Below are 23,160 nucleotides of genomic sequence, written 5' to 3' on the forward strand. Positions count from 1 at the left end.
CATGAGTAAATTTGGCAAGAGAATGGATCCAGGCGACGTGAAGGCTATCGTCAAGGAGCTGGATCGTTGGGCGTTGGGTGAACTGGGCTCAGGCCTGCGCTGGAAAACTCTAGAAGACCAGTTTGGATTCACGCGCCAAGCTCTTAATGCTCGCCTTGAAATCAAGGTGGCATTTGACGCCGCAAAAGCGTCACTGGCTGGCGGTTTAGCTGCAAAGCAGAAAAATGCCGCGAGAAATGCCGAGGAGCTTGCGATTAGAGTAGAGCAACTTGAAAGAGAGTTGCGAGCCTACAAAGACCGCGAGGCTAAATGGTTGCTGAGATGGCAACAGATTGCCTACAACGTTAGGGCAAGGTTCGGCGCTCAGATGAGTTTAATCGACAGCCCAAATAATCCCAAGGACAGGCTACCTAATCTTCGGGCTGTCGACAGCATCCTGAAGCCGCTAGATACACCAATCCCGCCTCTGGGAACTATGGATTCTAAAATATGAATTCAAGCTTTCTTGTAGCGGTCTACAGGGCGGCTCAGAGGGCAGAAAGCTATGTTGGCTGTCAGCTTGCCTGCCTACGGTGCGGCGGTAGCGCTGCACCTTATGCCAATCAATCTTGCAGCCTGCCCATTACTGGATGTTTTGCTTGCGCCAGTTATCTTCCGCAATCGCCACCCGCTTACAGGGAACGCACCACTCCTCGTTAATCTGTAACCTGCGGGCAAGGGTTAAAAACCTCGGTTACGTCGAGTGTTGTATGCCACGGGATGGCAGTGCCTGACACCATTCCGCCTACGGTTTGCTGTCGACCCGACTTGCGCACATATCCGCCATCCGTTCCAGTGAAGACGTGCTGCCCTGGCTTCGTGAGATAATCAAAGAAACTGACTTTCACAGGCACATTCATTTGTCCACCTGGTGTAATGACGGCGAGCATGATCGCTCGGTCTTTGGTGAATACAACGAACGGTTCGACTCCAGTGCGACCACCAACTGTCTTCACGCACTGCACTTGTTCTGGGAGGATGCGTGCGGTTTCAGTGTAGGTGTGGTTGTTGTAGAGGCTGAGGATCAGGCCTTTGCTGGTCAACACTCCCAGGCCTTGAGTGGCTCTGCAGCTGCCTTCGCTTCCATATGGGAACAAGCACCAGTTCGTTTCCGACACTGCTTGAATATCCGATGGTGCAATTTTCAGATCGCGCTGGATTTGGGCTTTTGATTCCGGCGTGTCGTAAGGGATCATCACGCATCCCCCAACTGTCACTGCTGCGATGAGGCCGATGGCCGCAGCTACGTTTTGGATTGATGATTTGAAGGTGTTCATTGTTCGCTCTCCTTGCTGTATTGCCACCACTGGAAGGCTGTGGTGTTTTTGGTAGAGAACCTTACGGCATGGGCGGCAAGCAGTAATCCTCGTGCGGATAGCTGGATCGGTAGATGACTTGACTGGACGCTTACGCATTTAATCCGTAAGCGTCCGGCGAAGTCACCTAGTCCGACTCCGGCTCTATGAGTAGCGTCAGGTTTCGATAGGTAGACCTGGCTCGCCGTTTGTTTGCGGGCGATAGTTTTTCTTCGCGCGGAGCAGCGTATAGAATCTATCGATGAGCTCGATGAGCGCATCGGCAGTCTTGCGGAAACTCGCATCTACTTGCGGCTTTTCCAATGAAACCGTCCGGGAATACTCGTTATTGGTATTGGCAACAGCTACGAATTTTCGAATGTCATGGCTAGCCACGCCCCTACCATCGTAAGCCCTGTATCGCTCGAATCGGTCGCTAGCTACCTCGTGGAATGCCTCAAGATACAGTGAGCCCTCATAGGAGTTGTTAGGCCGGAGGATCTCGCCCAGCTTCTCTCTGAGCTTATCAATCGCACGTTCGATGAATCCCTGAATTACTGTCTCGCCAGTTGCCGTGTCTGGGTGGTGGATCGTCACAGCATGGAAGTTGTACGCGAGCATGCCTAGATACGAGTTGCAGAGGCTTTTGACCGGCTCCAGTTTTTTTTGAGCATAGAGATAATCATACGGGTCTGGCACCAGCGCTTTCAGCATCTCTTCCAATGCCGATTCGAATTCTGGCACCTCAGTGGTGCAACGCAAGAGCACATCCTTGAGATAGAGCTCGTCTCCGTGCTGGAGGTAATTCTCGTAGTGGTTAAGCACAGCCTTGTAGGTCTTCTGAAGAGCCTTGTCCTGCAGCAGCTGTGGCAACGCCCTTAAGGCATCAAACACTGGAGTCAGATCAGGCGGTCTTGCGACATTGACCTGGATGCTCGTGATTTCGACGTTCAAGCTTTTGAGTAGGTTATTTGCCAATGCTAGCCGTGGGAGAAACTGCCCGTTGGCCGCGCGTCCATAGACCTCTAACGGAGCTCTTGCGCTCTCGCTGCCTCCCGTGGAAATTACGTCTGTAGCCATGACTGTGATCTCGCGGTAGTGGGTACTTAATCCCCCGGAGTCTACCTCAGCGATAAGGTAAGACTACAGCCTGTAATGCTGTGCTGCAGGCTTGGCTAAGAAGCCTGTTTAACCTTGGCAACTGAGTCGATTGAAGGGGAGAAGGGACGGTCTGGATTCAGACCGCAGGGGAGGATGGTCTAAACCCGGCCATCCTGATGAAGGGCCGGGTTAGGGACATGGCCGAAGCTCAAGCTTGCTTCCGCACCGATAACTCCCAGCTCGGACGTCAAGGTGACCTAACTGGACGCTTACTTTACTCCTGCCTATGGATCGGTCATGGGTAGGTCACCCTTGCTCGATAGCGCTCAACAATGAACCAGGGATGTGTAGTGGTCTAATGATTCCGGACACCCATTTAGGCGAGAATGCTCGCCACAGAGAGGTGTCTGATGACCAAGCAACGTCGTACCTTTACCCCTGAGTTCAAGCGCGAGGCGGCGTGCCTGGTGCTCGACCAAGGCTACACCCATACCGAAGCAGCCCGTTCGCTTGGGCTTGTTGAGTCGGCCCTGCGTCGTTGGGTGAACCAGCTCCAGCAAGAACGTGGCGGTGTTACTCCGACCAGCAAAGCCCTGACGCCTGAGCAGCAAAAAATCCAGGAACTCGAAGCTCGTATCAATCGGCTGGAACGGGAAAAATCCATCTTAAAAAAGGCCACCGCGCTCTTGATGGCCGAGGAACACGAGCGTTCGCGTTAATCGATCAACTGCGGGCTCAAGAGCCTGTTGATCTATTGTGCTCGGTATTTGAAGTAACCCGGTCTTGCTACTACGCGTACTGCCGGAAACGTCGGTATCCGGATGCCGAAAGGGTGGTTTTGCGCAGCCGCGTGAACGAGCTGTTTACGCAAAGTCGAAGCGCTGCGGGCAGCCGAAGCATCATGCTAATGATGAAAGAGGACGGCATGCAGATCGGGCGATTCAAGGTACGCAAGTTGATGCGCGAGATGAACTTGATCAGCAAACAGCCGGGCTCCCATGCCTATAAAAAGGCGACCGTGGAGCGGCCTGATATCCCGAACGTGCTTGATCGAGGGTTCAGCGTGGCGTCCCCCGACAAGGTTTGGTGCGGTGACATCACGTACGTTTGGGCCGAAGGTCGGTGGCACTATCTAGCGGCCGTAATCGATCTCTACGCGCGCCGGGTTGTAGGCTGGGCGTTCTCAGCCAAACCCGACGCTGACCTGGTGATCAAGGCATTGGATATGGCCTATGAGCAGCGTGGCCGGCCTCAAAATGTGCTGTTTCACAGCGATCAAGGCAGTCAATACGGCAGCCGGAGTTTCCGCCAGAGACTATGGCGATACCGTTTCATACAAAGCATGAGTCGGCGCGGCAACTGCCATGATAATGCCCCGATGGAGCGGCTATTTCGCAGCCTGAAAACTGAATGGATACCGACGGTGGGCTACATGAGCGCCGCGTTGGCTAAACAAGATATCGGTCGTTTCCTGATGGAACGGTACAACTGGCGGCGACCGCATCAGTTCAACGAAGGCCTGGCGCCTGCCGTTGCCGAGGAAAAACTTAACGCAGTGTCCGGGATCAGTTGACCACTACAATGGACCATATTCTGACCTTGCGTCTACGGGAAGGTATAGGTGACGCCGGGCATCGATCAGGCCACTTTCGTTGCGAGCAAATGCGTAATTGCATCCCGCTTGTCGACCCACGTGCATTGCTACAGGCCAGTCCATTCGGCCTATCGGGCGATGCAAATGACGAAGAAAAAACGCCTTGCGACGTTGCAAACCGCGTTTTCCCTCTCCTAGTGGGCCAGCGGCCGACTGCACTCTGCGCAATAGTTGAGGTAGCGTTGCGCGGCGACCAGATCGCATTTGCTACAAGCGTCACCCGCCCCCGCAAAACTTATCCATGAATCGGCAGACTACTACGCCCGTCACGCCGATTGCATGGCAGCCAAGAAGCTCACAGAGGGCATGATAGATACGCTCCACGCTTCTCATCGTCAGGGCAATTTGGAGACCACTAACTGCAAGGCGGCATCCACCGCCCAGATGTGGACGGTCGCCGTCCGCGACCGAGACCTGCCTAATCATTGCCTTGGCGGCGATATCCCCTTAGTAGGACTGATCGGCGGTTACGACCAAGCCACACAGCTTTGGCCGAGCGCTACGGGATTCTCCATCGCAGCGTAGCGCGAGTTTGGATGGAGCGGGGCTTGGGCTAAACGTTCGCCGGAGAGTGTCTTGAGCGCACCGATACCGATCTGCAGCGATCACGACAAGCGCAAAAGAAACCCGGGGGCGCGGCTGAACCAATCCTACGAACTACGAACGCAGGCCCTTTCCAGCTAACACGTGGCGATTCACAATAGTCATGTTTTACTACGGGCCATACAGAAGATCGCAGAGCACCATCAATGAGTGAGCAAAGAATCGAACAAGGCTTCATCGACAAGCTAATTGAGCTCAAATACAGCTATCGTCCAGATATCACAGATCGTGCCTCACTGGAGCGCAATTTTCGCGAGAAATTCGAGGATCTCAACCGTGTTCGCCTCACTGATGGCGAATTCGCCCGCCTGCTCGACGAGATCGTCACCCCTGATGTGTTTGCGGCAGCCCGCACCCTGCGCGAGCGTAACGCCTTCACCCGTGAAGACGGCACCCCGTTGAACTACACTCTGGTCAATATTAAAGATTGGTGCAAAAACACCTTCGAGGTGGTCAATCAACTGCGTATCAATACCGATAACAGCCACCACCGTTTCGATGTGCTCATCCTCATCAACGGTGTGCCGTGTGTTCAAGTAGAACTGAAAACGCTGGGCGTAAATCCGCGCCGCGCCATGGAGCAGATCGTTGAATACAAAAATGACCCCGGCAACGGCTACGCCAAGACGCTTCTGGTTTTCCTGCAGTTATTCATAGTCAGCAACCGCGATAACACTTACTACTTCGCCAACAATAACGCCCGTCATTTCTCGTTCAACGCCGATGAGCGCTTCCTGCCGATCTATCAGTTTGCTGATGAGGCGAACAAGAAGATTACCTGCCTCGACGGCTTCGCCGAGACCTTCCTCGTCAAATGCACGCTTGGCCAAACACTCAGCCGCTACATGGTGCTAATAGCCAGTGAGCAAAAGCTCATGATGATGCGCCCTTATCAGGTCTATGCGGTGAAAGCCATTGTCGACTGCATTGAGCAAAACTGCGGCAACGGCTATATCTGGCACACCACTGGCAGCGGCAAAACACTCACGTCCTTCAAGGCCTCCACCTTGCTCAAGGACAACACTGACATAGAAAAATGCCTCTTTGTGGTTGACCGTAAAGACCTCGACCGCCAGACCCGTGAGGAATTCAACAAGTTCCAGGAAGGCTGTGTTGAAGAAAACACTAATACTGCTGCATTGGTACATAGGCTGCTGTCCGAGGACTACGCCGACAAAGTGATTGTCACCACCATCCAGAAGCTCGGCCTCGCCTTGGATGAAAACAGCAAGCGTAACAAGCAGCGCAAACGGAACGACCAGCTCACCTATAAAGAGCAGTTGGCCTCACTGCGCGACAAACGCATTGTGTTCATCTTTGATGAATGCCACCGCTCCCAGTTTGGCGAGAATCACAAAGCCATCAAAGAATTCTTCCCCAAAGCCCAGCTCTTTGGCTTTACCGGCACGCCCATCTTTGAAGAAAACGCCTCACGCGTAAAAGTGGAAAACCAGCAAGCTTCTTATCAAACAACAGATGAGCTATTTCAGAAACAGTTGCACGCTTACACCATTACCCACGCGATTGAAGATGCCAACGTGCTGCGTTTCCACATCGATTATTTCAAACCAGAAGGCAAAAAAATACCCAAGCCTGGGGAAGGTCTAGCCAAGCGAGCGGTGATCGAAGCCATCCTCGCCAAGCATGACATTGCCACTGCGCAGCGTCGTTTCAATGCCATTTTGGCGACGGGCAGCATTAACGATGCTATCGAGTACCACAGCCTGTTTGCCAAGTTGCAACATGCCAAGCAACTGGCGGACCCTGACTACCAGCCGCTGAATATTGCCTGCGTATTCTCACCGCCTGCAGAAGGCAATGCGGACGTAAAACAAATTCAGGAAGATCTTCAGCAAGAAAAGCAGGACAACGAAGAAGATCCAGAAGGTAAAAAAGCAGCGCTTAAAGCTATCCTTATGGACTACAACACTCGCTACGGCGGCAACTACAGCATCAGCGAGTTCGACCTCTACTACCAAGACGTGCAAAAGCGCATCAAAGACCAGCAGTGGCCCAATGCCGATTATCCGCATACGCAAAAAATTGACATCACAATTGTGGTCGACATGCTACTTACAGGCTTCGACTCCAAATACCTCAACACCCTGTACGTGGATAAAAACCTCAAATACCACGGGTTGATCCAGGCGTTTTCGCGCACTAACCGCGTACTTAACAGCACTAAGCCCTACGGTAACATTCTTGATTTTCGTCAGCAGCAAGAAGCGGTGGATATCGCTATTACCCGGTTCTCCGGCGAGCGGTCCGGCAAACAACCCCGCGAAATCTGGCTGGTGGACAAAGCCCCCGCAGTTATTGAAAAACTACAGGCTGCCGTGCAAAAGCTAGATGACTTTATGCAATCTCAAGGCGTGGCGTGCGCCCCAGAGGCGGTGCATAATCTGAAAGGCGACGATGCCCGCGCCGCCTTTATCGGTCACTTCAAGGAAGTGCAGCGTCTTAAAACACAGCTCGACCAATACACCGACCTCACGGAAGACAACGCTGCTGTCATTGAGCACATCCTGCCCAAGGAAAGCCTGCTTGGCTTTCGCGGCGCTTATCTGGAAACGGCCCAACGCCTCAAGGCTCAACAAGATAAGAACGTTAAAGAACCAGACGGTAAAACCGACTCAGTGGATCAGCTCGATTTCGAGTTCGTACTCTTTGCCTCAGCCGTTATTGACTACGACTATATTGTGGGTTTGATGTCGCGTTTCTCGCAGCAAGAGCCCAGCAAACAGCGGATGAGTCGCGATCAGCTCATTGGTTTGATCCAAGCCGACGCCAAGTTTATGAATGAGCGCGACGATATTGCCGCCTATATCGCCACCCTCAAAGTCGGAGAAGGCTTGAGCGAAACTGCTATCCGCAATAGCTACATCCTCTTCAAACAGCATAAAGACGCCGCAGAACTCGCCGATATCGCAAGCAAGCACCGTCTGGCCCCAGCAGCCTTAGAAAGCTTCGTAGATGGCATCCTCCAGCGCATGATTTTCGATGGCGAACAGCTCAGCGACCTCATGGCCCCGCTCGACCTCGGTTGGAAAGCCCGCACCCAAGCCGAACTCGCCCTTATGGATGACTTGCACCCCCTTCTTACAAAACGCGCCCAGGGCCGCGAAATTTCAGGACTAAGCGCGTATGAGCAGTAAGACGAAAACCACTGCCACGAAGGCAGTGGGCAAACCCGCGCTTATACCTAAGCTGCGGTTTCCGGAGTTTCGGGAGGCGGGAGAATGGGAAAGAAAAACCTTGGCGACCTATTTGACGGACTGCTCTGGAAGAGTGCCATCCGATACCAAATTGCCTATTTATAGCTCTACAAGAGACGGCCTAAAGCGACAAGACAAATACTTCGACGGTCGGACTCTGCACAATAATAACGAATATGGTGTAGTTCCACCTAATGGTTTTGTTTATCGACATATGAGCGATGACGGCCTCTTTAAATTTAATATAAATGAGACAGGTGGCGAAATCGCAGTAAGCAAAGAGTATCCTGTATTCAGAGCGAAAAATCTGAATTCATACTTTTTGCTAGCCAAACTAAATGAGGGGTTTGATTTTAAGCAATTCGCTTTTTCCCAAAAAGCAGGTGGAACTAGAACCAGATTGTATTTCAGTCGCCTTTGCGAATGGGAAACATTGATTCCGTCGCCTCCCGAACAAAAGAAGATTGCCGAGTGTCTGTCTTCGCTAGAACAGCTCACCGCCGGGCAGGCTAGAAAATTAGAAGCACTCAAGGCCCATAAAAAAGGCTTGATGCAACTACTTTTCCCCCGTGAAGGCGAAAGCCAACCCCGACTCCGCTTCCCCGAGTTCCAAAATGCCAGAGAGTGGAAGCGCGAAAAGTTATCTAGCTGCCTTATAAAAGTTATCGATTACAGGGGTAAAGCCCCGCCAAAATCTAAGTCAGGTGTCCCGCTAATTACCGCGAAAAACGTGAGGTTTGGGTGGCTCGACATGACAAATGACGAATACATAGAAGAGAAAAAATATGAAGAATGGATGACGCGAGGCATTCCATTGGCGGGAGATGTTCTTTTTACTACCGAAGCGCCGCTGGGTAATGTAGCGTTGTTTCCATGTGCCGGAAAGTTTGCCTTGGGGCAGCGACTTCTCACTCTTCGGTCTAATCCTGAAAAATGTCTTCCTGAGTTTCTCTTCCATTCCTTGCTTAGTCCAAGCATGCAAGAAGATATTGATTTTCATAGCACCGGGTCAACGGCTAAGGGTATAAAGTCGAAAGTATTTGTAAATCTCAGTTTTTGCTATCCGAAGGATATACACGAACAAAAATTTATCGCCGATTGCCTTACAAAACTCGACGATCTCATTGCTGCGCAAACCCAAAAGCTTGAAGCCCTCAAAACCCACAAAAAAGGGTTGATGCAGCAGCTTTTCCCGGTACCAGCGGAGATGGAGGCATGAACGGTATTCGGACTTACCAAAGTTTGCGCACCTTGGTCACTCGGCTGCGAGACGACTTAAACAACCCGACGAAGTCAATAGGACTCGTCCTTCTCTATGCATACAACCGCACCGGTAAGACGCGGCTATCGATGGAGTTCAAGGACGCGGGCAAGCGCAAGAACAACGGTACAGCAGACACTCTCTACTTCAACGCCTACACAGAGGATCTGTTCACTTGGGAGAATGATCTTGCTGGTGATACAGCCCGCTACCTTCTACTCAATTCTAACTCCACTTTCTTCAACGGCCTCAAAGATCTGGCGCTCGACGAGACCATTGAGGGGTACCTCAGTCGCTATGCAGACTTTAGCTTCGACATCGAATATGGAACATGGAAGGTAACTTTTCGCAAAGGCGAAGCGGAAAACATCAAAATTTCCCGAGGCGAGCAGAACATCTTCATTTGGTGCCTTTTCATGGCTATCTGCGAACGGATGCTCGATGGACACGTCTCCTATGAGTCGAACAAATACCTCTACATCGACGACCCCATTTCTTCTCTCGACGACAATAACGCCATCGCCGTTGCCTGCGACCTCGCCAAACTCCTGCGCCGTGCCGCCACTCGGACAGGTCAGAATGGAGTTCCCATGCCCATAAAGGTGGTTTTCTCTTCCCACCACGCCCTCTTTTTCAACGTAATGTGCAATGAGATCGGTAGGACTAAGGAGGGGCAGCAGAAAGTGTCTCACAGACGTTACTTTCTGCATCGTCCAAGTGCTGAAGGTGTCTTTACCCTCCGGTCCACCGAGGACACGCCATTTTTCCATCACGTCGCGGCCCTCGCCGAACTACAGGCGGCAGCCAATGCAGATTCCGGCAAGCTCTACACATTTCACTTCAATGCGCTCCGCAGCATTATGGAAAAAACAGCTGCATTCTTTGGGCACGCGGACATTTCCTTCTGCCTGAAAGCTCTCGCGAATGAGGAAGACACAGCGCTCTACAACCGCGCACTCAACCTACTGAGCCACGGCATATATGCCATCCATGAGCCGACCGAAATGGGCGATGACAACAAGGATTTGTTTCGCCGCATTCTCAGAGACTTCATCAGCACTTTTAAATTCGCCTTGCCTGACCTATTGGCCGCGACGTCAGCCGCAACAGCTGCCGCACCAATTCCAGCGCCTACAACCGAAGCTACCACATGAATGACACCAATCGAAAACAACTTGGCCAAACCCTTTGGGCCATTGCCGATCAACTTCGCGGGGCCATGAACGCGGACGACTTTCGCGACTACATGCTTTCCTTCCTCTTCCTGCGCTACCTCTCCGACAACTATGAGATAGCAGCTAAAAAGGAACTTGGAAGCGACTACCCCGAGTTGCCTAGCGACGTATTGCTAAAAACGGGAGCAGCGACTCCTCTGCAGGTCTGGTATGAGGAGAACACAGCGGACATCCCGGCTTTCGAGAAGCAGATGCGCCGCAAGGTGCATTACGTCATCGAGCCTGCACACCTCTGGAACAGCATCGCTAACATGGCCCGTACTCAGAGCGATGAACTGCTCAGCACCTTGCAGTCAGGCTTCAAATACATCGAAACCGAATCGTTTGAGAGCACCTTTCAGGGCCTCTTCTCTGAGATCAACCTCGGCTCAGACAAGCTGGGCAGAACCTATGTCGACCGCAACGCCAAGCTCTGCACCATCATCCAGAAGATCGCTGAGGGTCTGAACGACTTTTCCACGGACATCGACGCGCTCGGAGATGCCTATGAATACCTAATCGGCCAATTTGCCGCCGGTTCCGGCAAGAAGGCGGGCGAGTTTTACACCCCGCAACAGATTTCCGACATCCTTTCAGCCATCGTCACACTTGATAGCCAGGACCCGAAAACAGGCACGAAGAAGCGGCTGGAAAGCGTGCTGGACTTCGCCTGCGGCTCCGGCTCCTTGCTACTGAACGTGCGTAAGCGCATGGGGCCTCATGGTATTGGCAAGATTTACGGTCAGGAGAAGAACATCACCACCTATAACCTTGCCCGTATGAACATGCTCCTGCACGGGGTAAAGGACACCGAGTTCGAGATTTACCACGGCGACACCTTAAACAACGATTGGGATATCCTGCGCGAGCTTAACCCTGCTAAAAAACCCGCATTCGACGCTATTGTTGCCAATCCGCCTTTCAGCTATCGCTGGGACCCAACAGAAGCTGTGGCCGATGACGTGCGCTTCAAAAACCACGGTCTGGCTCCTAAATCGGCTGCCGACTTTGCTTTTCTGTTGCACGGCTTTCATTTTCTGAAAGATGAGGGTGTGATGGCGATCATCCTCCCCCATGGCGTGCTGTTCCGTGGCGGCGCTGAGGAGCGTATTCGCAGCAAGCTGCTAAAAGACGGCCATATAGATACCGTGATCGGGCTACCCTCCAACTTGTTTTATTCCACGGGGATCCCGGTGTGCATTCTCGTGCTGAAAAAGTGCAAGCAACCGGACGACGTGTTGTTTATCAACGCAGCAGAACATTTCTTCAAAGGTAAGCGCCAAAACCAGCTAACGGATGAGCACATTACCAAAATCATTAAAACCTACCAGACCCGTGAGCCAGAACCTCGTTATGCGCGTAGGGTGGAGATGGAAGAGATCGAGAGGAACGGCTATAACCTGAATATCTCCCGCTACATCAGCACCGCGATCGCAGAGGAAGAGATTGATTTGGAGGCTGTCAATCACGAGCTGATCGCACTCGAAGAGACTATTCAAAAGACGCGGGACAAACACAATGCATTTCTGAAAGAGCTGGGCCTGCCGCTGTTGGTGTAATCGCGCCGGAGCATAGGAAAAGCAGCAGCCCCACGGGCTGCATCGAAGAGCTGCGGGGAATACCGATTGTCTGCGATGGCCATGCCGTCAGGATAATTAAACAACCGGCCATCAAGCAGGAGCTGAGAAGTGAAGTCTATCAACGTCGTGAGCAAGGCATGGACAAATACGTACGAAGAGATTGCAGCGAAGACCAAGTTGGCTCGGGCCGTACTGGAGCAGCGTAAGGTCAAGCTGCGGGCAGGAAGCGCACTGTCACAGTTGCTGAGCCAAGCCGACAAGCTGAGTTTGGCATGGGCTGGGCAAGTTAAGCCTGATGATCGAGTGGTATGGGACACGGCATTCGTGAACCGGCTAGTAGATGCAGTCATCAATCTGCCAGATGAGCCAGGTATTCAAGAAGCGCTCAAGCGTATGGCCGGGAGTGTCATGCAGCCTGATGATCGCAACACATCCCAAGGGAAGGACGCTCTTTGGGAGCTAGTACTGCTGTCTGACCTGAAGAACAACGGCCTTTCTGTCACGGCCGCAGAACCAGATATCCTGGTTGACTTCGGAATGGGTAACTATCCGATTGCATGCAAGAAGATTTGGTCAGAGAACGGCGTTGAGAAGCGCGTTAGCCATGCTGCCAAACAGCTTGCACCATTCAATAATGGCGGGATCATAGCCATCAATCTTGATGATTTGGTCCCAGTGGAGAAGGTTATAAGCGTTCCCAACAAATCCTATGTGCGCGGAGTTCTGACCAAGTTCAATTTGGACTTCGTCGAACGTCACCGGGACGTATTCCAAGACGCTGTCAGGGACGGCAAGTGCGACGGATTCATCATCTCGACCACCGCCCTCGCTGTGCTATGGGAAGAGGAAACTCCGGCATATCTCGCTTCGCAGACTTCGCTATGGCACATACAGGAGTCATCGCCAGAAGCCCGTGAGCGCTTTCTGGCATTTGGTCAGTTCCAAGGGAAGTAAGTTGGCTGCCGCAGCTAAGGGGAAAACTAGCACCGCCCAGACCAAGCCCTACACTGAGGCAGTAATCGGCCCAGCACAACATCTAGACCTTCCCCTGGATGCTTTAACCCGGCATTCCAGCGGGTTAGGTGCCCTGGACTGAGGGCGGCTACTGTGCTGTGTTTAGCGCCTAACTTGAAGGCGCGATGTGGTGTAAACGCAGATGGTGTTTATTTTTCTTTTCCGATTTCGTCCCATGGGAATTTCTGACTGACTAATTGTTTATCACGTTCGGCCTTGAGGGTGAATCTCAGTCTTCGGAATTCGGCCGGTTCTCTAGTGGGTAAATTGGTAATTTTGGAAAGTTCTGCGTCCCGCTGGGCACTGGGCAATCCGGAGCAAATTTTCTCGCGGACATCATCCAGCAGAGATACATCGTAGTTGTCCAAATAATTGCGATCCAAGAAATGCCAGTAATCACTTTCTATTAGTTTGAATTTTTCGGGAGACCATTTATTCACGACGGATGGCGCCAGCCACCACTGCCCATCAAACATCATGCTTGACTCGATGAGGTTCAATGTATCGATAGGTGTCCATACCTTCCTGTGCCACCGGTTAACATCCCTAGGGTCGCACACGATGATAACCATTGGGTTTTGCTTTGAGGGCACTACGAATACAAACGTATCGAAATCATGCGTGCTCGCAGATAGCTGGAATCGGGTGCGCAACGCGACTGGACAAGGGAACGCTATCCGCCTGATCACCACTCTGGCGTCCATACCGGCCTCTGCAGAGAATGGAGTCAGTGTTAGGTGCTCGTCTACTGGTAGTGCTTCATCGACACTGGTGTAGCCCTCAATTAAATCATAAGCCAAGGCGAGGGCCCGAGTCGCACTAATGGTTTTAGACAGTTCGTGCTCGTAGTTAAAGTTTTCGTTATCTCCAGCATGCTGCGCGCTTGCCCTATTGGCTTGGTCTTCAAACACAATGCCAGCAAACGACCGGTACAGTTGAAGAAATACATCGCCGTTGGTGCGTAACCCATACTTGTCCAGCGAAGAAAACTGCCCGTCATGCTTTAAGCAGAACCCCTTAAATGTGGTCGCTTTTGTTATTCCAACTTTGGTAAATTTTATCTCGCGATAAATTTCGTCATCGTCGCGAAGCGGCTCTGGGGAGATTAGCGAGCCGTCTTCGGCTATATCACGAAGCACATTTTCTTTAGACATCGCATGCGCATGGATGGCTTGAAGTTCGCAGCCGGGAAACATACACTGATGCCTAGCCTTGCGAGCTAAAATGCTTTGAAGCTTGTTATGAAATTTCGCCGCCATTTCGTTATGAGTATTCATGTCATTCCCTGGGTTTTTACATGGAGCTGATTTGAGAGTGAGATTTAGTTAACTGAAAAAAGTTGCAGAATAAAGTCTCGTGCATGAACGGCTTTGAGGGTACGCATCGTTGCCTTTTCCACACAAGGTACAGGTTTGTTGACGCTGATGTCGAATTGACCCGGCTACCGCATTTCGCTGACCCAAGCCTCTCCTCCGGAATGCGTTATCAGCGCTGACTTTTAGCTGATTGTTGAGTGGGCAGAGGTACGTCGGTATTAGGTCCAATTCCGGATCAGCGATAACACGTTGTCATGTGGCAGTTGCGTAAGTTGCGGTTTCAAGGAATCTCGGTAATGGATACGTCTCGATTGGTGAAGATTGTTTGAATTGAAGCTGGTTCGGGTTTAAAGTCAGATTTTCGCCGAATTTCTTCAAGGGTTAACTCTGCGCGGTAGTATTCAAAATAATTGAACATTTCGTCCAGCGAAACTTCAAGTTTTTCGGTGCTTCCTTTAGCAAATAGAATATGTATTACAGCTGCTAGCGGTAGAGCCATGGTTTGTTCAGTTTTTGATTCCGCCGCTGCTGCCATGCTTTCAAAAAGCTTCTCCAGGTGCTTTTGGATTTCGGAGAGCCAGTAGTCAGTTAAATTACAAGGCAGTGTTGCCTCTGTCCCCAAGTTCATTACCTCGGCTTGGAAACGCTGGAGTATGTACTTTTCTTCCATGTCCTTTCACTCATTTTTGCAAAGGATAAACTGTAGCCACTTTTGGGGCGCGCGCCAGGGCAGCGGTTTGGGCTCAAGGACTTTGTGCTGAGCGACGCGGCTGGCGGGTGGGATCGCTAAGCAGTGGTCACCTTGCGTGTTGTTGCTGGCGCAGTACTGAGCCAGTAGCCGACACTAGCCTAGCCTGCTGCTTTGTGAATCAGTCCCAGTGCTGGATTTTGCCGATTGCTACTGGGTCATTGTCGCGTTTGCAACTGGACAAATTTCGCGTCGGCTGCAATACCTGCGTGACACTGGTGCTACCAACGCGGTTGATATTGGTCCGAGCATCCGCTTATGGACGGCTTATGCCGGTCAAGGACACGCCGCGGGCTCGTCCAGCATGGAATGCAGAGGATGGCGGACATTTCTTCGTAGAAATGACCTGCCCACTGCGTCTTGGGCTTGGCCGCTCAAAGGCCTATCTCTGCGTCTAAAGAAATATAGTGGTTTGGTCAGCAGCGTCGACTGCAGCCTAAGGATCTGCCATCGGTAGGTCATCCTTGCTCGATAGCGCTCAAGCATGAACCAGGGATGGTCCATATTTTGATCTTTGCGTGTACGTGAAGGGTATAGGTGACGCCATGCATCGGTCAGGCCAATCTCGTTGCGGGCAACTGCTATAGCTCAGCCAATAGTGTTTTTAACCCGTTTACCGATCACGGGCGGCTAACCATTCTTTCATGAGGGCGCCATCCCTTGTCATTTCTTCACGCAAGGATTGTACTTCGCTCACTGTAAGAAATGAGCCCGCGCGACGGCTTTCTTCGGTCAGGCTCGATGATTCGAGTTTGACCAGTCTTGATAGTGTTTCTCGCATGGTTAGAACGCCCAGCGGGACATTCAGCGATATTTTGGTAAGCATGTAGGCCCCTCCGTGCGAAATCATATAAATTAGCGATGGGCGGTTGTTTTGCTTATACAACTTTCAAATGCCGAGCGCGTTGTAGTATATGCATTTTTCCAGCTTAAGGTACTCAATGTCTGACGCTAACTCGGGTGTGTAATAGCGTTTCCCTGTAACTAGGTACGAGTCTAGGCTTCCATGTTCTTCACTGTGGCATTGCGAAAACTCCCAAAGTTTTTCCATCTGCCATGACGGAGTTCCATTCACGTAGGGCGGGGTGACTATCATCACATCGGTTACAGAAAGTTCGTTTGAGGCGCTACAGATCACCGTGGCCAGAACAGCTGGATCCATTGTTTGTAGCATCGTCCGAGATGTGTATCCATAGCTATGACGGGTTAGAGTGATGTAAAACCATGGCGCATGCATCGAGTGCTCCACGTAGCGCCAGTGCAGGCCTTCCGCACCTAATGCAGAAAGATCGACGTACGCTTCCTGTCGTGTCATATACATAGCGTTGACCTCAAAAAAGACCACTATAGATTGTAGTCCTATAGTGGTCTATGGGGCCTGATCATCCATTTTGCGTGGTGCGCGAAATGGAGCTAAAGCAAGCGTTTGGTCAGGCACTTAAGCTGCTGAGAACTTCCAAGAGGCTGACCCAGGAGGACTTTTCAAGCATCAGCAGTCGGACATATCTGAGCACCCTTGAGCGCGGTCTCAAATGCCCCACTTTGGAAAAGCTCGAAGGGCTGGCATCGGTCATGGAGGTCCATCCTTTAAGCGTCCTAGCGGCTGCTTATCAGATCAAGGGCGATGACGGCGGCCTCGACTCTTTGTTGGCACGCATACGGGCGGAGGTTGGCTCGTCAGCCCTGGGATCTAAATAGCTCGGCTCTCCCTGTCGCGTGAGCCTCTCTCTTTTTTGTATTTCGGGATTCGCTGATCGCTAAAAAATGAGGGCTTAGCGCCGGCGTTCGCCTAGGAAAAACTTAGCGCAGTTTTCTGGATCATCTGACCACTACAATGTGGCTGAAGGTCCAAGCTGAGCTCCACGCCTTCGAGCTAACGCCACGAATGCAGCAGTGGGACAAGATCAGTTTGTAAAGGTAGCCTTTACGTCGTTTTGAATCACGGTGATTTTACTGAAAAAAGATGTACCCAATGCACCGGTTCTTTACGTTTTTCAGCTCGTTTGGTTGTACTCAGTGCGCAATAACTAGTATAATATGGTGTATTCAGAGGCTATTGTTCCTGCACTCCCAATCTTATGTGAACTACCCTTCTAAGCTGCGCATGACCCAATCGCGATAACGCTGCAAACAAAAGCCCCCGTACAGCTCAGCTGTCGGGGGCTTTGTTTTGAGTATCGTTCGGGGACTACAGACCCAGATCCGACAACCCGGGATGGTCATCAGGTCGGCGGCCCAGCGGCCAGTGAAACTTGCGATCCGCTTCTTTGATGGGCATGTCATTGATGCAAGCGAAGCGTCTCGCCATTAGGCCGTCTTCATTGAATTCCCAGTTTTCATTGCCATACGAGCGGAACCAGTTCCCTGAGTCATCGTGCCATTCGTAGGCGTAACGGACCGCAATGCGGTTGTCGGTGAATGCCCAGAGCTCCTTGATCAAGCGGTAGTCGAGCTCTTTATTCCACTTGCGGATCAGAAACTGCTTAGCCTCTTCACGGTTCCCGGCGAAATCAGCGCGATTGCGCCATTGGGTGTCGAGTGTGTAGGCCAGCGACACCTTTTCAGCGTCCCGGCTGTTCCAGCCATCCTCAGCCAGGCGAACCTTCTCGATGGCGGATTCGCGGGTAAAAGGGGGAAGTGGCGGGCGAGTCTGGGCATTGGACGACATGATGGACCTCCAGGCGGTGATGATTCGGCGGTGAGTGGGACGTGTGTGGCTAGGAACTGGAACGCAAGCGCTCTTCAAGTATCAACTGCGCAACCGCCTTGGCGCTTTCTGCAGCGCTGTAGTCGCCCATGACGCGGGCAACGGTGATTGCGCCTTCCATGAGGATGAGTAACTGGTTGGCCAAGGCCTGCGGATCTGCAATCCCAAGCTGCTCGCAGAGCCCCAGCGTGTAGTCCAGCAGCTTCTGTTTGTGCAGCTTGGCGATCAGACGGATAGGGTCCTCTGAGTCGCCGACTTCGCCTGCCGTGTTGATAAATGCGCAGCCGCGAAAGCCTTCGGACTCGAACCAGCCTTTGAGCACGTCAAACATATTCAGGATGCGCGCTTCAGGGGTGTCGGCCTTGTTTGATTCACTCTGAAACCAGTCCATCCAGCGCACGTCACGGGCGTTGAGCGCAGCGGCCGCGACCTCGTCTTTGGTAGCGAAATAGCGATAGATGCTTTTCCTCGCGACGCCCGATGTCTTCACCAAAAGGTCCATGCCGGTGGCCTGGATGCCGTTCTGGTAAATAAGCTGTTCGGCAGTCGCGAGGATTTTCTCGCGGGTGTTGGTCGCTGATGTATTCATGACGCAGAAGGTAGAACGTACGTTCTCCCACGTCAAGCCGCTCATTCAAAAACAGGCTCAACGCACTTGGTCGGACTCCGGCAGCGCGCGTTTCAAATCCTCTGCGCTGGGTGAAGCCTTGGCCAGCGTAACCGGAATCGATTTGGCTGCAGGCACCTTGCTGCGTTCAGCGTGGTGCCACAGCGGAACCAGTGGATTGCATTCAGGGTAATACGCCGCGCAGCAGTTTTCGGGGATGTCGTAGGCGATGATCTGCAGAGGTCCTACCGAACGCGAGACCTGTGGCTCGATGGCTGTAGTCACGTTTACCCAGTCTCCCGGTGTGAAGCCCAGTCGGAGGACATCGTTGCGGTTCATGAAAATGACCGCACGGGTGCCGCTGACGCCCCGGAAGCGATCTTCGTAGCCATAGATCGTGGTGTTGAATTGGTCATTGCTGCGCAGCGTCATCAACTGCAGCACGTCGCGACGAGTGTGGTTCGGGTACACATCATCGTTTTCTTCCAGCAGCTCGGGCGTGATGAACATCGCGCGGCCGCTCTCGGTTTTCCATTCGCGCTTCGCCGCCGCAAGGGGGCGGTGGAAGCCGCCGGGTTCCCACATGCGGGTTTCCATGTCGTGAAAAATTTCCGAATAGACCTGAGCGATGCCTTGGCGAATCAGCGCGTAATCGCGGCGCCAGGCGCTCCAATCGATTCGGGTAGCGCCGGGTAATGTCGCCTCGGCGATGCCAGCGAGAATGGCGACCTCGGCACGGGCGTGGGCGCTGGCCGGTTCGCTATTACCCTGCCAGGCTCGCACGCAGCCGGTGCTGTCTTCGGTGGTATAAACCTGCTCGACGCCGTCTTGCACATCCTTTTCGATGCGCCCGAGGCAGGGCAGTATCCACGCGTTTTTCCCCGGAACCAGATGCGTGCGGTTCAGCTTCGTGGCGATCTGAACGTTCAGGTCCAATGTATTCCAGGCCGGCTCCATGCGCGACGTGTCGGGGACTGCGCGCAGAAAATTTCCGCCGAGCCCGATGAATCCGCGCACGCTCCCGTCCAGAAGTCCTTCGCAGGTCTCGACGGTGTTCAGGCCTTTTTTCGACGGGACCGAGAAGCCATACAGTGCCTCAACCTTATCCACAGGAATTTTTTTCGGGTCTTCGGTAATGCCGACCGTGCGCTGCCCCTGCACGTTGGAGTGACCGCGCACCGGGCAGATCCCGGCACCGCGCTTGCCGATGTTGCCGCGTAGCAGGAGCAGGTTCACCAGCATCTGCACGTTGGTCACGCCGCGCCGGTGTTGGGTGATGCCCATGCCGTAAACCAACATCACTCGCTCATGTCTGGCGTACACCGTCGCTACTGCCTCCAGCGCGCTGCGGCTGAGGCCTGCCTGACGCTCAATCGTTTCCCACGGTGTTTCGAGCACGCAGTTGCAGAACTCGGCGAACCCTTCAGTGTGCTGCGCGATGAACGCCTGATCGATGATCCCGGGCTGCCCCTGAGCCAGCGCCGCCTCGTCCATCTCGAACAGCGATTTGGCGATCCCCAGTACAACCGCCGTGTCGCCACCGATCGCCAACTGGTGATATTGCGTACTGATGACCGTCGACTTCGGTCCGAGCATTTCCACAGGGGACTGCGGATTGACGAACCGCTCGAGGCCGCGCTCGCGAATCGGGTTGAACGTGATGATCGGCACGTCACGCTGCCGAGCTTCACGCAGTTGGTGCAGCATCCTCGGGCTGTTGCTGCCCACGTTCTGGCCGAAAAACAGGATGCAATCGGTGTGCTCGAAGTCATCCAGCGTCACGGTGCCTACCGGTACGCCGATGCTTTCCTGCAAACCCACCGACGTACTCTCGTGGCACATGTTAGAGCTGTCGGGCAAATTGTTGTTGCCGTAGGCACGGGCGATGAGCTGGTACATGAACGACGTTTCCAGGGAGGCCCGGCCCGACGCATAAAAGACCACGCTCTCCGGCGTCATGCTTTTCAGCTGCGCGCCAATGTCACGGTAGGCTTCTTCCCACGTAGTTTCCTGATAACGATCGCTCGCGGCGTCGTACCGCATGGGGTGCGTGAGTCGGCCCTGTTGCTCAAGGTCGTAATCAGGCCACTGGCGCAGTTCGGTGAGCGTGTGAAGGGCGAAAAAGGCCGGGTCGGTTTTCCGCGACGTCAGCTCCCAGGCCGTGGCCTTCGCGCCGTTTTCACAGAACTCGAGGCTGTGGGGTTTGCCGGGCTTGGCCCATGCGCAGCTGACACAGGCAAACCCGCCCGGCTTGTTTTGCTTGATCAGCGGCAGGCCAGCACGAATCGGCGCCTGCTCGCGCCAGAGGATCTCCATCACCGACTTAGCCGAGCCCCAACCGCCGGCGGCCGAGGTGTATGGGCGGAAGTGGGCTTTTGGGTGAATGAGCGTCATGAAGGGGGTCCTCGGCGGAGCGGGGCACTGGAGACAGTCGCCCTCGTTAAGGCTACGACGAAGCAGCTCGGCAAAGGTTCGTTACATTTGCCGGCGGGTGGACCGCCAACGGCCAACATGACGATTGCGTGTCGGAGCGAACTTGCCGGGTGAAATCCGATCAGTTCCTGAGGGCCGATTTTTCCACGGTTCCCTGACCGAAGGAGTGACTCGCGTTTTGCCGAATTTCAAACCCTTTCTGTTGCTTTGCCTGTTGTTGAGCGTCTGCAGCGCCAATGTTCAAGCCGTCGACGCCCCCGCCGCGACGACTGCTACCGCTTCCGAACCCGCCGACCCGGCGCCGGAGGATCCCGCCAAAGCGGAGATTCTGGTCAAAGGCGGCTTACTGGGCGCCATCAGTACCAGCATCGACAGCGTGCAGGACAAACTCGACGTGGATGGCCACCTGCTCGATTCATGGCGTCTGCGCGCCGACCGCGCCGCCGACGAGATCGACGCGTTGGTCAATAAACCGCAATCGCGCTCAGCGTGGCGGATCGCCGGCGATTTCGTGATGCTGTCCCTGGTATGGGCGGGTGCGTTCCTGCTGCTCAACCGCATAGGAGTGCTCCTCGTCACCCGGTTATCACGGCATCGGCTTTTGGTCCGGCGCGAACGCGTGGTCGGGGTGCTTGGCTACGTGCTGCCATACATGGTGCCCGCGCTCATCTGTCTGCCGCTGACGCTGTACGTCAGTCACTTCCTGCCGACCTCGGTGGGGCGCGCGCTGGCGCTGTGTCTGGCGTATTCGACCAGCAGCGGGATTTTCTCCACATCCGTGCTGTTGTCGCTGATCGTGCTGTTCAATTCGGGCCACAAACGGCCAGCGGTGCGCATCATTCGTCACTACGCGCCGCACCCGTTGTTCATCATCGGCTTTCTCGCGGCGTTGAGCGACGCGCTGACCAGTCCGCAGATTGCCCGGCTGTTCGGCGGCAACGTGACCACCAGCATCGCCGCGTTCACCGGGCTGATGGCGTCAGTCATCTTCGGCATGGTTGTCATCCGCATGCGCCGGCCGATCGCGCATCTGATCCGCAACCGTTCTCTGGGCGCCCGGCTGGCGCGGCCCGCGGTGCAACAGACGCTGAAGATCTTCTCCAGCCTGTGGCATTTGCCGATCCTGCTGATGATTCTGGTCTCGGCCGTGAATCTCATCGGCGCCGGCGAAGGCAGCCAGGAAGCCTTGCGTTGCGCGTTGCTGACGACGGTGTTGTTGATTGGTGCGGTGTTTCTCAGCACCTTGTTTCAGCACATGTTCAAGCCCACCGAGGTGCGGACCAATAGTGTTTACAAGGAGCGTTTGCTGAGCCTGTTGCACGCAGTCATGCGTATTGCGCTGGCGATCGGCTTCATCGAACTGCTGGGGCGGATCTGGGGGTTTTCGCTGCTCGAATTCGCCCAACGCAATGCGCTGGGCAAAGTGATCAGCGATTCGCTGAGCAGCATCGGTCTGATTCTGCTGGTGACCTGGCTGCTTTGGGTGGTGATGGACACGGCCATTCAGGAAGCCCTGAAGCCTCCGGCCAACGGACGTTCCGGGCGTCAGCCGAGCACGCGGGTAAAGACCATTCTGCCGCTGCTGCGCAACGCGATGAAGATCATCCTGGTGGTGATCTGCACCATCACGACCATGGCCAATCTGGGCATCAACGTCGCGCCGCTGCTGGCCGGTGCCGGGGTGGTCGGTCTGGCGATCGGTTTCGGTTCGCAGCAGTTGGTGCAGGACGTCATTACCGGGCTGTTCATCATCATCGAGGACACCATCTCCATCGGCGACTGGGTGGTGCTGGATTCAGGCCACGCCGGTACGGTCGAGAGCCTGACCATCCGCACCCTGCGTCTGCGCGACGGTAAGGGCTTCGTGCATTCGGTGCCGTTCGGGCAGATCAAGGCCGTCACCAACCAGTCCCGGCAATTCGCCTACGCGTTCTTCTCGTTCCAGTTCACCTACGACACAGACGTAGACGCGGCGACCTCGCTGATTCGTGAAGCGGGCCAGTCGATCAGCGATGATCTACTGCTGGCGAGCAAACTGCAGGGGCCGCTGGAAGTGTTCGGGCTGGACCGCATGGACATGAACGGCATCGTGATCACGGCGCAGTTCCGGACTTCATCGGGCGGGCAGTATGCGGTCAGTCGGGCGTTCAACGATCGACTCAAGCGACTTGTGGATAAGTCGGCGGAGGTGCGATTCGCCCAAACTTATCCACAACTGGTGATGAGCCCGCACAATCGTCAGGCACCTGAAGGGGAAGAGGGCGCTGAGCAACAAGCGCTGCCCGGCAAGACCTCGGTGGTGAACAAGGACGGGTCAGAACGCCCTGCCTGAGATCGGGCCACAGCCGAGTCGAGCGTCGTAACACGCCCCAC

The 23,160-nt window shown here is 54.0% G+C and carries 17 protein-coding genes; 9 read left to right on the forward strand and 8 right to left on the reverse strand.

Annotated elements, in window-relative coordinates:
* The first annotated feature begins 1 nt into the window (after window position 1).
* The gene (locus AC0Z8Z_RS13830; protein WP_485619468.1) at window positions 2-493 is read left to right on the forward strand and encodes a protein kinase; all 492 of its coding nucleotides are present in this window, start codon (window positions 2-4) and stop codon (window positions 491-493) included.
* Window positions 494-695: 202 nt separating this feature from the next.
* On the opposite strand, the gene AC0Z8Z_RS13835 is transcribed toward AC0Z8Z_RS13830, so the two are convergent.
* The gene (locus tag AC0Z8Z_RS13835) at window positions 696-1,316 is read right to left on the reverse strand and encodes a hypothetical protein (protein ID WP_038858169.1); all 621 of its coding nucleotides are present in this window, start codon (window positions 1,314-1,316) and stop codon (window positions 696-698) included.
* A 195-nt stretch (window positions 1,317-1,511) separates the two neighbouring features.
* Window positions 1,512-2,414 carry a hypothetical protein gene (locus AC0Z8Z_RS13840; RefSeq protein ID WP_485619469.1) on the reverse strand — a complete coding sequence of 301 codons (903 nt, stop codon included), beginning with the start codon at window positions 2,412-2,414 and terminating at the stop codon, window positions 1,512-1,514.
* A 431-nt stretch (window positions 2,415-2,845) separates the two neighbouring features.
* Here AC0Z8Z_RS13840 and AC0Z8Z_RS13845 point away from each other — a divergent pair.
* From AC0Z8Z_RS13845 to AC0Z8Z_RS13870, 6 genes are all read left to right on the forward strand, one after another.
* A protein-coding gene (locus AC0Z8Z_RS13845) for an IS3 family transposase (protein ID WP_485619470.1) occupies window positions 2,846-4,008 on the forward strand; the annotation gives its coding sequence in 2 pieces (ribosomal slippage) (window positions 2,846-3,098 and window positions 3,098-4,008; 1,164 coding nt in all).
* An 830-nt stretch (window positions 4,009-4,838) separates the two neighbouring features.
* On the forward strand, window positions 4,839-7,847 hold the full coding sequence (locus tag AC0Z8Z_RS13850; protein WP_485619471.1) for a type I restriction endonuclease subunit R: 3,009 nt from the start codon (window positions 4,839-4,841) through the stop codon (window positions 7,845-7,847).
* On the forward strand, window positions 7,837-9,126 hold the full coding sequence (locus AC0Z8Z_RS13855) for a restriction endonuclease subunit S (protein ID WP_485619472.1): 1,290 nt from the start codon (window positions 7,837-7,839) through the stop codon (window positions 9,124-9,126). Before AC0Z8Z_RS13850 ends, AC0Z8Z_RS13855 begins: the two co-directional genes overlap by 11 nt.
* On the forward strand, window positions 9,123-10,322 hold the full coding sequence (locus AC0Z8Z_RS13860) for an AAA family ATPase (RefSeq protein WP_485619473.1): 1,200 nt from the start codon (window positions 9,123-9,125) through the stop codon (window positions 10,320-10,322). Before AC0Z8Z_RS13855 ends, AC0Z8Z_RS13860 begins: the two co-directional genes overlap by 4 nt.
* Window positions 10,319-11,941, forward strand: a complete 1,623-nt coding sequence (locus AC0Z8Z_RS13865; RefSeq protein WP_048359424.1) for a type I restriction-modification system subunit M — start codon at window positions 10,319-10,321, stop codon at window positions 11,939-11,941. Before AC0Z8Z_RS13860 ends, AC0Z8Z_RS13865 begins: the two co-directional genes overlap by 4 nt.
* 129 nt (window positions 11,942-12,070) lie before the next feature.
* A complete protein-coding gene (locus AC0Z8Z_RS13870) occupies window positions 12,071-12,916 on the forward strand; it encodes a hypothetical protein (RefSeq protein ID WP_485619474.1) in 846 nt (281 codons plus the stop codon).
* Between the two features lie 209 nt (window positions 12,917-13,125).
* Here the strand turns inward: AC0Z8Z_RS13870 and AC0Z8Z_RS13875 are convergent, their stop codons facing one another.
* The 3 genes from AC0Z8Z_RS13875 to AC0Z8Z_RS13885 form a co-directional block, all read right to left on the reverse strand.
* A complete protein-coding gene (locus tag AC0Z8Z_RS13875) occupies window positions 13,126-14,253 on the reverse strand; it encodes a hypothetical protein (RefSeq protein ID WP_485619475.1) in 1,128 nt (375 codons plus the stop codon).
* A 319-nt stretch (window positions 14,254-14,572) separates the two neighbouring features.
* Window positions 14,573-14,962, reverse strand: a complete 390-nt coding sequence (locus AC0Z8Z_RS13880) for a hypothetical protein (RefSeq protein WP_485619476.1) — start codon at window positions 14,960-14,962, stop codon at window positions 14,573-14,575.
* Between the two features lie 691 nt (window positions 14,963-15,653).
* Entirely contained in the window at window positions 15,654-15,866 is a 213-nt protein-coding gene (locus AC0Z8Z_RS13885; RefSeq protein ID WP_139272526.1) for a hypothetical protein, read from the reverse strand.
* Between the two features lie 581 nt (window positions 15,867-16,447).
* On the opposite strand from AC0Z8Z_RS13885, the gene AC0Z8Z_RS13890 reads away from it, so the two are divergent.
* A complete protein-coding gene (locus AC0Z8Z_RS13890) occupies window positions 16,448-16,738 on the forward strand; it encodes a helix-turn-helix domain-containing protein (RefSeq protein ID WP_485619477.1) in 291 nt (96 codons plus the stop codon).
* A gap of 490 nt (window positions 16,739-17,228) precedes the next feature.
* Here AC0Z8Z_RS13890 and AC0Z8Z_RS13895 read toward each other — a convergent pair whose 3' ends face one another.
* From AC0Z8Z_RS13895 to AC0Z8Z_RS13905, 3 genes are read right to left on the reverse strand one after another with little or no spacing between them, the layout of a single operon-like run.
* Window positions 17,229-17,708, reverse strand: a complete 480-nt coding sequence (locus AC0Z8Z_RS13895) for a nuclear transport factor 2 family protein (RefSeq protein ID WP_172609871.1) — start codon at window positions 17,706-17,708, stop codon at window positions 17,229-17,231.
* Between the two features lie 49 nt (window positions 17,709-17,757).
* On the reverse strand, window positions 17,758-18,336 hold the full coding sequence (locus tag AC0Z8Z_RS13900; protein WP_205487250.1) for a TetR/AcrR family transcriptional regulator: 579 nt from the start codon (window positions 18,334-18,336) through the stop codon (window positions 17,758-17,760).
* 57 nt (window positions 18,337-18,393) lie between these two features.
* Window positions 18,394-20,748 carry an FdhF/YdeP family oxidoreductase gene (locus AC0Z8Z_RS13905; protein WP_485619478.1) on the reverse strand — a complete coding sequence of 785 codons (2,355 nt, stop codon included), beginning with the start codon at window positions 20,746-20,748 and terminating at the stop codon, window positions 18,394-18,396.
* Between the two features lie 217 nt (window positions 20,749-20,965).
* On the opposite strand from AC0Z8Z_RS13905, the gene AC0Z8Z_RS13910 reads away from it, so the two are divergent.
* The gene (locus AC0Z8Z_RS13910) at window positions 20,966-23,119 is read left to right on the forward strand and encodes a mechanosensitive ion channel family protein (protein ID WP_485619479.1); all 2,154 of its coding nucleotides are present in this window, start codon (window positions 20,966-20,968) and stop codon (window positions 23,117-23,119) included.
* Window positions 23,120-23,160 lie beyond the last annotated feature (41 nt).

The sequence above is a fragment of the Pseudomonas sp. 1L-C-7-B-C1 genome, from assembly GCF_057291635.1.

What these genes read in the sequence shown, in the direction of transcription:
- AC0Z8Z_RS13830 (WP_485619468.1), top strand. Translation starts at nt 2, where the DNA reads ATGAGTAAATTTGGCAAGAGAATGGATCCAGGCGACGTGAAGGCTATC.
- AC0Z8Z_RS13835 (WP_038858169.1), bottom strand. Translation starts at nt 1,316, where the DNA reads ATGAACACCTTCAAATCATCAATCCAAAACGTAGCTGCGGCCATCGGC.
- AC0Z8Z_RS13840 (WP_485619469.1), bottom strand. Translation starts at nt 2,414, where the DNA reads ATGGCTACAGACGTAATTTCCACGGGAGGCAGCGAGAGCGCAAGAGCT.
- AC0Z8Z_RS13850 (WP_485619471.1), top strand. Translation starts at nt 4,839, where the DNA reads ATGAGTGAGCAAAGAATCGAACAAGGCTTCATCGACAAGCTAATTGAG.
- AC0Z8Z_RS13855 (WP_485619472.1), top strand. Translation starts at nt 7,837, where the DNA reads ATGAGCAGTAAGACGAAAACCACTGCCACGAAGGCAGTGGGCAAACCC.
- AC0Z8Z_RS13860 (WP_485619473.1), top strand. Translation starts at nt 9,123, where the DNA reads ATGAACGGTATTCGGACTTACCAAAGTTTGCGCACCTTGGTCACTCGG.
- AC0Z8Z_RS13865 (WP_048359424.1), top strand. Translation starts at nt 10,319, where the DNA reads ATGAATGACACCAATCGAAAACAACTTGGCCAAACCCTTTGGGCCATT.
- AC0Z8Z_RS13875 (WP_485619475.1), bottom strand. Translation starts at nt 14,253, where the DNA reads ATGAATACTCATAACGAAATGGCGGCGAAATTTCATAACAAGCTTCAA.
- AC0Z8Z_RS13880 (WP_485619476.1), bottom strand. Translation starts at nt 14,962, where the DNA reads ATGGAAGAAAAGTACATACTCCAGCGTTTCCAAGCCGAGGTAATGAAC.
- AC0Z8Z_RS13885 (WP_139272526.1), bottom strand. Translation starts at nt 15,866, where the DNA reads ATGCTTACCAAAATATCGCTGAATGTCCCGCTGGGCGTTCTAACCATG.
- AC0Z8Z_RS13890 (WP_485619477.1), top strand. Translation starts at nt 16,448, where the DNA reads ATGGAGCTAAAGCAAGCGTTTGGTCAGGCACTTAAGCTGCTGAGAACT.
- AC0Z8Z_RS13895 (WP_172609871.1), bottom strand. Translation starts at nt 17,708, where the DNA reads ATGTCGTCCAATGCCCAGACTCGCCCGCCACTTCCCCCTTTTACCCGC.
- AC0Z8Z_RS13900 (WP_205487250.1), bottom strand. Translation starts at nt 18,336, where the DNA reads ATGAATACATCAGCGACCAACACCCGCGAGAAAATCCTCGCGACTGCC.
- AC0Z8Z_RS13905 (WP_485619478.1), bottom strand. Translation starts at nt 20,748, where the DNA reads ATGACGCTCATTCACCCAAAAGCCCACTTCCGCCCATACACCTCGGCC.